Here is an 8,797-nt window from a genome sequence, read left to right as displayed (position 1 = left end):
CCCGGCACCCGTAGCCGGGCGCGCGCCCTGGGATCAGCTCTTGGTGACGGCGCTGCCGCGCGCCGTGTAGAAGGCCACGGTCAGGTCCTTGACCAGCGCCTTGCGCTCGTAGTCGTCCAGCTCGACCAGCCCGCGGGAGGTCAGCCGGTTGACGGTGTCGTCCACCGCGTCCACGACCGAGGTCAGCACGCTGTCGCGGTGCTTGGCGTCCAGCGCGGCGATCTGGCGGCGCTGCATGGCGGCCGCCACCTCCGGCGCGTACTCGATACGGGTGGGCTGCGCGGAGAAGACCTCGATGCCGACCGGGCGGCAGTCGGCGGACAGGATCCGGGTCAGCGCGTCGCCGACCGCCTCCGCGTCGCGCAGCGTGGGGGCGTCCCCGTGGAAGGTGTCGGCGGGCAGCTGGGAGAGCACCCGGGCCATCGCGGCCTCCACCTGCTCGCGCAGATAGGCCGCGTGGTCCTCGACGGCGAGCAGCGCCCGCGCGGTGTCCTTGATCCGCCACACGACCAGGACGACGACCCGCAGCTGGATGCCGTCCGCGTCCACGGCCGGCATCGCCTCGCTGCGCCAGTGCCGCAGCCGTACGTCCACCCGGCGGCGCAGCACCATCGGGCTGATCCACACCAGGCCTGTACGGCGCACGCTGCCGCGGTAGCGCCCGAAGAGGCTGAGCACCCAGGCGCTGCCGACCCGGCCGCGGGTCAGCCCGCCGAAGGCGAGCAGCGCGAGGGCGCCGCCGAGCGCGAGCAGCCCCCAGTCCCACGGCTTCATCGGCCCGTGGTCCACGGCGGGCAGCCCGACGGCGGCCAGGGCCGCCGCCGGCAGCGCCCCGCGCCACCACAGCAGCGCCGCCACACAGCCGAGCGAGAGCAGGCCGATGAGCACGGCGAGCCATCCGGACAGCGAGGGCCCGCGCCGCTCGGCCAGATCGGGGTCCTCCGTGGGGGCCTGCCGGACGCCGCCACTGCGGGAGGTGGCGTCCGGCGAGGGGTCCATCAGCCGCTGGTGCGGACGGGCCGGGGCCTGGGGCGCGGCGGACGTGCGCGGGTGCTCGGCCGCCCCGGGCGCCCGGCCGCCGCCGTCGACCGCCGCGAGGGCGCCGTCCAGCGCGGCCCGCTCGGCGGTGTCCAGCAGTTCGGTCGCCGCGGCGATGCCCGCCACCGCGACATCGGCGGGCCGGGCCGGGCCGCCGGTGCGCGCCCGACCCGCCTCGGGGGCGTCCGGCGCCTCGTCCTCGTACCGGAAGGGCCCGCCGGTGTCGGGGTCCAGCAGCGGCACGATCACCCGCGGCTGTTCGGCGGTGTCGTCGTCGCGGAGGCCGTCCTCACCCGCCGAGGCAGCCGAGTCCGTACGCTCCGTACGCGTACCCGCCTCGCCGGTCCCCCGGCCGGGCCTCTTGGCGGAGTCCGGCTCCGCGCCCGGCGGGAGGGCGATCCCGCGCGGATCGGCCTGTGCCGGCCCGGGGGCGACGGGGGCCGCGCCCTCGGTGCGGGCGCCGGTGCCCGCACCGCCCCCGCGGGGCTCCTCGTCGCGGAAGAGCATGTCCATCGGTATGCCGTCGCCGTACCGGCCGGTCCGCGGCCGTGCGGCGCGGGCCGTGGGGGACGCGGACGCGCCCTCGGCCCGCCCGCCGTCCGTCTGTGCTGCCATGGTTGTTCGCTCCGTCATCGGAAGAGTCGCCGCCAGGTCTCCGGGCCCGGGTAGCCGTCCGCGTCCGCGCCGCGCCAGCCCTGGGCGCGCTGGAACGCCTCGACGTTGCGGCGGTCCGCCTCCGACCACGTGGGTCCGGGCCCGGAGGTGTAGTGCTTGCCGTAGCCCTTCTTCACCAGCCGCTTGCCCAGCTCGGTGACATGGCCGTTGGACTGCCCCGGGCGGAAGAACTTGGCGCCGGGGAAACCAGGAGAGACCGTCGTGCCGCTGCCCGCGCCGGAGCCGCCCGAGCCGGAGCTGGAGCCCGAGCCCGAGCCCGAGCCGCCGATGTTCTTGCCCTTGCCGCCGACCAGGTACGACCAGGTCGCCGGGCCCGGGATGCCGTCGGCCTCGGCGCCGGACCAGCCCTGGGCGCGCTGGAAGGCCTGGGTGGCCCTGCGGTCCGCCTCGCTCCAGCGCGGGCCGGGACCGGAGGTGTAGAACGATGCGCCGCCGCGCTGCACGAGCATCCGGCCCAGCTCGGTGACATGGGCGTTGTTCGCGCCGGGGCCGAAGCGGCCGGCCCCGGGGAACGCGGCCGAGGAGCCGGTGCCGGTGCCGCCGGTGCCGCCGCCCTCGGTCAGGCCGCGGTAGCGGTAGGCGACGTACTTCGAGGAGTGGTTCCAATAGGCGTACGGCGTCGAGCGCTTGACGGTGTGCGGCCGGGTCTGCTCGTAGGAGATGTACCGCGTGCGCGCGGAGTCGCTCCAGCCGCCGAAGAGGGTGACGTGCGAACCCACCCCGGGATTGGCCGGGTTGTGGAACAGCAGCATGTCGCCCGGCTGCAGTTCGCTCTTGGATATCCGTACGCCGAACTGCGCCAGGCTGCCGGTCCACTGGTTGCTGCCCAGATTCCAGGCCATGGACACAAAGCCCGAGCAGTCCTGGCGGTAACCGTCGGACCAGTAGCGGCTCATGCTGTACGGGACCTGCGCGTCCACCCAGCGCCGGGCCCGGTCCAGGATCTGGGCGCGGGTGACGGTGCGGGTCGCGTACGCGGCGGGCGTGGCGGAAGCAACGCGCGTGATGGATGCGGCGGGTGTGATGCTGCCCGTGAGGCGGTCGCCGCCGTACAGCGCGCCGGGCGCGCCCTGCGGGGTCTGCTCAGGACCCGCCGCCCTCCCGTCCGCGTCGAGGGCGGAGCTCGCCGCGTTCGCCGCGTCCGCCCGGCCGTCGGCGAAGGCGCCCTGTGCGCCGCCGCCCAGGACCGTACCGGCGGTCGCCACCAGTACCAGCGCCCGCCGGGCGCCGTGCGCGGCGGGGTGGCCGCCGTCCCGGAGCGGGAGCGCGCGCAGCGATGCGCGCCGCTGGGTCACACAGCCCTCGCAGTCGCAGTCGCCCGCGGGGTCGACCTCCACAAAACCCGGTCCGACGAATCCCGGCACTGCCATGTCAGTTCCCCTCCAGGCCCGTTCAGTTCCCACGCGGCTGCGCACTCGCCACAGCTTCTCAACTAGCAGGAGATATCGCATGTTGACGGGGCAACTGATGATCTTGCACCACGAACACGATCTTCACAGACCAAATCGGGCGGGCCTTTAGTCGAAAGTCCCTAAATGAAAGGACTTTCGGCCCTTGGATGAGTCCATGCCGTTGCCCGGACTTCCCGAATACCCCGGATCGCCCATAGGTACGGACCACAGACGGGCGGAGGTACGGACCAATGGGGATGCAGGTATGGACCTGGGCCGCACAAGGGGGCGGACCGCATGGCACGACGGCCCCGCCACCCCTCACCGGACCGCGGGACCGTCCCCAAGATCATCTCACCCGGGGCCCCCCTTTATCGACCTCGGCCGGGCACCGTCCGGCGGTGGTCACGAGCACCCCCGAACATCCTGTAAAGTTTTCTTTGTCAGCGCGCGCCGCTAGCTCAGTTGGTTAGAGCAGCTGACTCTTAATCAGCGGGTCCGGGGTTCGAGTCCCTGGCGGCGCACGTAACACTGAAGGCCTTCTCGTCATTGACGAGGGGGCCTTCAGTCATATCCGGGGTCCGCCCCGGGAGCCCGGCAGCCCGGAGGTGGCGGTGCACGGTCGCACGATGGCATACGACATCCAGGAACGGATCAAGAAGCTGATCATCGACGAGCGGCTGCCGTCCGGTGCCCCGCTGCCCACCGAGACCGTGCTGATGGAGCTGCTCGGCGTCAGCCGCAATTCGGTGCGCGAGGCCCTGAAGGGGCTGCAGGCGATGGGCATCGTGGAGATACGGCACGGCTTCGGCACGTACGTGGGGCCGATGTCGATGGCGCCGATGACCGAGGGGCTGGCCTTCCGCACGGTGGCCGGCCACTACCGCGGCGAGGACAGCCTGCGCCAGCTGCTGGAACTGCGCGAGGCGGTGGAGACCGGGCTGATCGCCCGGCTGGCCGGGCAGGTGCCCGCGGCGGACCTGGCCGAGCTGGAGACGCTGGTGGCGCGGATGGCGGTGGAGGCCGGGGCGGGGGCGGTGCGCGCCGAGACGGACCGGGCCTTCCACGCCGCGCTGTACCGGGGCCTGGCCAACCCTCTGCTGAGCGAGGTGGTGGACGCCTTCTGGGAGGCCTTCCACCGGGTCCGTACGGATCTCGTGGATTCGCACACCGATCCGAAGGTCACCCACCGCCAGCACCAGGAGATCCTGGCGGCCGTCTCCGCTGGTGACGCGGTGCGCGCACAGCGGGCGGTGCGTGATCACTTCGACAACATCCGCCAGAGGTTGCGCAGTTCAGGACCGAAGTAATGCACCTTGAGGCCCTTCTGGTCCATTCCTGTCCACCCTTGCACAACCATGTCCTGTAAAGCCCTCGTTTCACCCTTGCGATCATGACGAGAGGTTCGGGACCCTGACGGTGGACCTGGAGCCCAACAAGGCCTGGGTCCGCCTGAGTTGGGGGACATGCCGGTTGCTGCGAACGAGGGGTCGGGGGACCCCGGTGCACTGAGAAGGGTGCGGGGCGGGAAGCATGCAACCGGAAGGAGACCGTCTGGTGTCTTAGGGCATGTGTCAGGAGACGTGCCACACGGCATCGGACGGCCGGTATCAGTGAGCCCGTGTCGGTCGAGGGGGACCTGGACGCGGGCCGTGAGAAGACGGACACGCAGCCAGCATGCGTGCGGGGGGATGGACTCATGACGTCGACGCCTACCGGCGCCCGGCAGCAACACCAGTACGACCCGTCCGCGACGGCACGCCTGCGCGTGCCGCGCCAGCACTGGCAGCGGCCGCGGCCACGCGCACCACTTCCGCGCTACGACTACGAGCATTACAGCCGGCTGGCCGGGCCGTTGACCCAGCCGGATCCCGACAAGCCGTACAAGGTCCGCTACCGCAGCCTGCTGGCCGACGAACCGCACCGCATCCGCGCCGCCCTGCTGCTCGGTGCCGCACCTCTGGTCTCGCTGGGCCTGCTGGCCTGGCTGATGCAGCCCGCCCACTGGACCGAACGCGACTACCCCGCCTATGACTTCCTGCCGGCGCTGGACATCGTCATGCTCGTCTCGATCGGTCTGATCGAGTTCTTCCGCTGCATGAACGTGCTGTCCAACGCGCACGCCACCCTGGTGGCCCGCGACCCCGTCCCGGTCGTCCCGGAGAACGGCACCAAGGTCGCCTTCCTCACCTCCTTCGTCCCCGGCAAAGAGCCGCTGGAGATGGTCACCAAGACCCTTGAGGCGGCCGTGAAGCTGCGCCACCGCGGGCTGCTGCACGTCTGGCTGCTGGACGAGGGCGACGACGACGCCGTCAAGGAGGTCTGCGCGCGGCTGGGTGTTCACCACTTCACCCGAAAGGGCATTCCGGAGTGGAACCAGGCCAAGGGCCCGCACCGCGCCAAGACCAAGCACGGCAATTACAACGCCTGGCTCCAGGCGCACGGCGATGACTACGACTATTTCGCGTCGGTGGACACCGACCACGTACCGCTGCCCAATTACCTGGAACGCATGCTCGGATTCTTCCGCGACCCCGACGTCGGATTCGTCATCGGCCCGCAGGTGTACGGCAATTACGACACCTTCGTCACCAAGGCCGCCGAATCCCAGCAGTTCCTCTTCCACGCCCTGATCCAGCGCGCCGGCAACCGCTACGGCGCACCCATGTTCGTCGGCACCTCCAACGCCGTACGCATCAAGGCCCTCAAGCAGATCGGCGGCCTGTACGACTCGATCACCGAGGACATGGCGACCGGCTTCGAGATGCACCGCCACTCCAACCCCGACACCGGCAAGAAGTGGCGCTCGGTCTACACCCCGGACGTCCTGGCCGTCGGCGAGGGCCCCACCGCCTGGACGGACTTCTTCACCCAGCAGCTGCGCTGGTCGCGCGGGACCTACGAGACCATCCTCAAGCAGTTCTGGAAGGCGCCGCTGACGCTGCCGCCGGGCAAGCTCTTCAACTACACCATGATGGTGATCTTCTACCCGATGTCCGCGATGAACTGGATTCTCGCGGCGCTCAGTTGCGCACTCTTCCTGGGTCTTGGCGCATCGGGTGTACAGATCGACCCGGCGATCTGGATGATGCTGTACGGAAACGCCTCCGCACTCCAGATCGGGCTCTACGTCTGGAACCGCCGGCACAACGTCTCCCCGCACGAGCCGGAGGGCTCCGGCGGCATCGCGGGCATGGTGATGTCCGCGCTCTCCGCCCCCATCTACGCGCGCTCGCTGATGGACGCCGTGCTGCGCCGCAAGAGCAAGTTCGTGGTGACGCCCAAGGGGGACTCCTCCAGCCCGGACACCCTCTTGGGCACCTTCAGGATCCACCTGTTCTTCATCCTGGTCTTCGGCGCCTCGCTGGCCGCGTCCTTCGTCTTCGGCCACGACCACCCGGCGATGATCACCTGGGCCTCGCTCGCGCTGCTCGTCACCGCCTCGCCCATCTTCGCCTGGCGCTGGACCGTACGCCGCGAAAAGCGCTCCGGCAGCTCCCGCGCGCCGGATGCCGGCGAGACCGCGGACGCGGGCGGGGCGGCGGGAGCGCCCGGCACCCACGCCCCTGAACCCGCGGGGCACAAGCCCACCTGGGCGGCCGCCGACCAGGGTGCCGCCACCGACCAGACCGTGCAGATCGCCCTTGGGGGACGTCACACATGAAGTACCGTCCGAGCCGGCGCACCCGAAGAGTCGCGATCGGCGCGGCGGTGGTGCTGGCACTGGCCGGGATGAACGGCCCCGCCCTCTTCGGCTTCGCCTCGGAGAAGTACCACGCGTACAAGATCGACCAGCCCGGGTACAAGGCGAAGATGGGCAAGTGGGAGGTGGTCGACGTCCCCGAGGAGTACCGGATCAACACCATCCACGCCGCCCTGCTGCACACCGGCAAGGTGCTCCTGGTGGCCGGCTCCGGCAACAACGCCAAGATGTTCAAGGCCAAGACCTTCCGTACGGTCCTGTGGGACCCGGTGAAGAACACCTTCAAGAACATCCCCACGCCCAAGGACCTCTTCTGCGCCGGGCACACCCAGCTCCCGGACGGCAAGCTCCTGGTGGCGGGCGGCACCCAGCGCTACGAGAAGCTGGGCGGCGATGTGAAGAAGGCCGGCGGCCTGATGATCGTCTACAACGAGGACCCCGACGCGCCCAAGACCTTCCCGGCCGGCACGCTCTTCACCGGCAAGCAGAACGGCAAGACCTTCGAGTCCAAGGACCCCCTCGTGGTGCCGCGGGCCAAGAAGACCCAGGACCCCAGGACCGGCAAGGTGACCGTCACCCACAGCGAGGCCCGGGTCTATGTCGAGGCGCTCAAGGAGGGCCCCGCACACTCCACCGGCGCCCAGGACAACTACCGCATCCAGGGCCTGACCGGCGCGGACGCGCGGAACTTCTACGGCATCGCGCAGAAGCTGTCCTTCGACAAGAAGGACTTCCAGGGGATCAAGGACTCCTTCGAGTTCGACCCGGTCGCCGAGCGCTATCTGCCCGTCGACCCGATGAACGAGGCCCGCTGGTACCCGACGCTGACCACGCTGGAGGACGGCCGGGTCCTGTCGGTCTCGGGGCTGGACGAGATCGGCCAGGTCGTACCGGGCAAGCAGGAGATCTACGACCCGAAGACCAAGAAGTGGACCTATCTGCCCAAGGAGCGGTTCTTCCCGACCTACCCCGCGCTCTTCCTCACCGACAAGGGCCGGATCTTCTACACCGGCTCCAACGCCGGCTACGGCCCGGACAACATCGGCCGCAAGCCCGGCATCTGGGACCTGAAGACCAATGAGTTCCAGGTCGTGCCCGGCATCAGCGACCCGGACATCCTGGAGACCTCGATGTCCGTACTGCTGCCGCCCGCGCAGGACCAGAAGTACATGGTCCTGGGCGGCGGCGGGGTCGGCGAGGACCCCAAGGCCACCGCCAGGACCCGGATCGTGGATCTGCACGCGGACAGCCCGCGCTTCAAGGACGGGCCGCCGCTGTACGAGAAGGCCCGCTACCCCAGCAGCGTGATCATGCCGGACGACACGGTCCTGACCACCAACGGCTCGGGCGACTACCGCGGGCGCTCGGACTCCAACATCCTCAGGGCCGAGCTGTACGACCCGGCGGCCAACACCTCGCGGGAGGTGGCCGAGCCGCTGGTGGGCCGCAACTACCACTCCGGGGCGCTGCTGCTGCCGGACGGCCGGGTGATGACCTTCGGCTCCGACTCGCTGTTCGCCGACAAGGACAACACCAAGCCCGGCGTCTTCGAGCAGCAGATCGACCTCTACACCCCGCCCTACCTCTACCGCGACTCCCGGCCCCAGCTGACCGGGTCCGAGCGCAGGACCGTCCCGCTCGGCGGCAAGGTCACCTACAGGACGGCGCAGAGCGCGGGCATCAAGAAGCTGCGGCTGATCCGGCCCAGCTCCTTCACCCATGTCACCAACATCGAACAGCGCTCCATCGCGCTGGACTTCACCCGCACCAAGGACTCCGTGACCGCCACCCTGCCCAAGGACCCGTCCCTGGTCCCGCCCGGCTGGTACATGCTCAACGCCGTGGACGACCGGGGCACCCCGTCCGAGGCGGTCTGGCTCAAGGTGCCGGTGGCGCAGGGCAGTTGAGGTGCCCGTATACGAAGCGAGCGGTTGAGGAGTCCGCATACGAAGAGGGGCGCCCCGGATCACCGGGGCGCCCCTCTCTGTTG

5 protein-coding genes and 1 tRNA gene are annotated in these 8,797 nt (G+C 70.3%); 4 read left to right on the top strand and 2 right to left on the bottom strand.

The features are described 5' to 3' along the window. Nucleotides 1-33: 33 nt before the first annotated feature. Entirely contained in the window at nt 34-1,653 is a 1,620-nt protein-coding gene (locus tag AC4IJH_RS38800) for an SPFH domain-containing protein (protein ID WP_490856694.1), read from the bottom strand. 14 nt (nt 1,654-1,667) lie between these two features. Continuing rightward, nucleotides 1,668-3,083: a peptidoglycan-binding protein gene (locus tag AC4IJH_RS38795; protein ID WP_490856693.1), complete on the bottom strand. Its 1,416-nt coding sequence runs from the start codon at nt 3,081-3,083 to the stop codon at nt 1,668-1,670. 471 nt (nt 3,084-3,554) lie between these two features. Here AC4IJH_RS38795 and AC4IJH_RS38790 point away from each other — a divergent pair. The 4 genes from AC4IJH_RS38790 to glxA all read left to right on the top strand — a co-directional run bounded on the left by AC4IJH_RS38790 (nt 3,555) and on the right by glxA (nt 8,714). Further along, nucleotides 3,555-3,628 (top strand) — tRNA-Lys (locus AC4IJH_RS38790). A gap of 105 nt (nt 3,629-3,733) precedes the next feature. Next, nucleotides 3,734-4,414, top strand: coding sequence for a FadR/GntR family transcriptional regulator (locus AC4IJH_RS38785; RefSeq protein WP_490856692.1), 681 nt, complete (start codon nt 3,734-3,736; stop codon nt 4,412-4,414). 389 nt (nt 4,415-4,803) lie between these two features. After that, the gene (locus tag AC4IJH_RS38780; protein WP_490856691.1) at nt 4,804-6,768 is read left to right on the top strand and encodes a glycosyltransferase family 2 protein; all 1,965 of its coding nucleotides are present in this window, start codon (nt 4,804-4,806) and stop codon (nt 6,766-6,768) included. After that, a complete protein-coding gene (gene glxA, locus AC4IJH_RS38775; protein ID WP_490856690.1) occupies nt 6,765-8,714 on the top strand; it encodes a radical copper oxidase GlxA in 1,950 nt (649 codons plus the stop codon). Before AC4IJH_RS38780 ends, glxA begins: the two co-directional genes overlap by 4 nt. Nucleotides 8,715-8,797: the final 83 nt, after the last annotated feature.

The sequence above is a fragment of the Streptomyces sp. UF-297 genome, from assembly GCF_058245575.1.
The sequence above is the reverse complement of the archived record's forward strand: the minus strand, read 5'-3'. Positions and strand labels throughout refer to the sequence as shown.

Excerpts from the sequence above, each read along its gene's own strand:
- AC4IJH_RS38780 (WP_490856691.1), top strand. The coding sequence starts at position 4,804 with ATGACGTCGACGCCTACCGGCGCCCGGCAGCAACACCAGTACGACCCG.
- AC4IJH_RS38785 (WP_490856692.1), top strand. The coding sequence starts at position 3,734 with ATGGCATACGACATCCAGGAACGGATCAAGAAGCTGATCATCGACGAG.
- AC4IJH_RS38800 (WP_490856694.1), bottom strand. The coding sequence starts at position 1,653 with ATGGCAGCACAGACGGACGGCGGGCGGGCCGAGGGCGCGTCCGCGTCC.
- glxA (WP_490856690.1), top strand. The coding sequence starts at position 6,765 with ATGAAGTACCGTCCGAGCCGGCGCACCCGAAGAGTCGCGATCGGCGCG.
- AC4IJH_RS38795 (WP_490856693.1), bottom strand. The coding sequence starts at position 3,083 with ATGGCAGTGCCGGGATTCGTCGGACCGGGTTTTGTGGAGGTCGACCCC.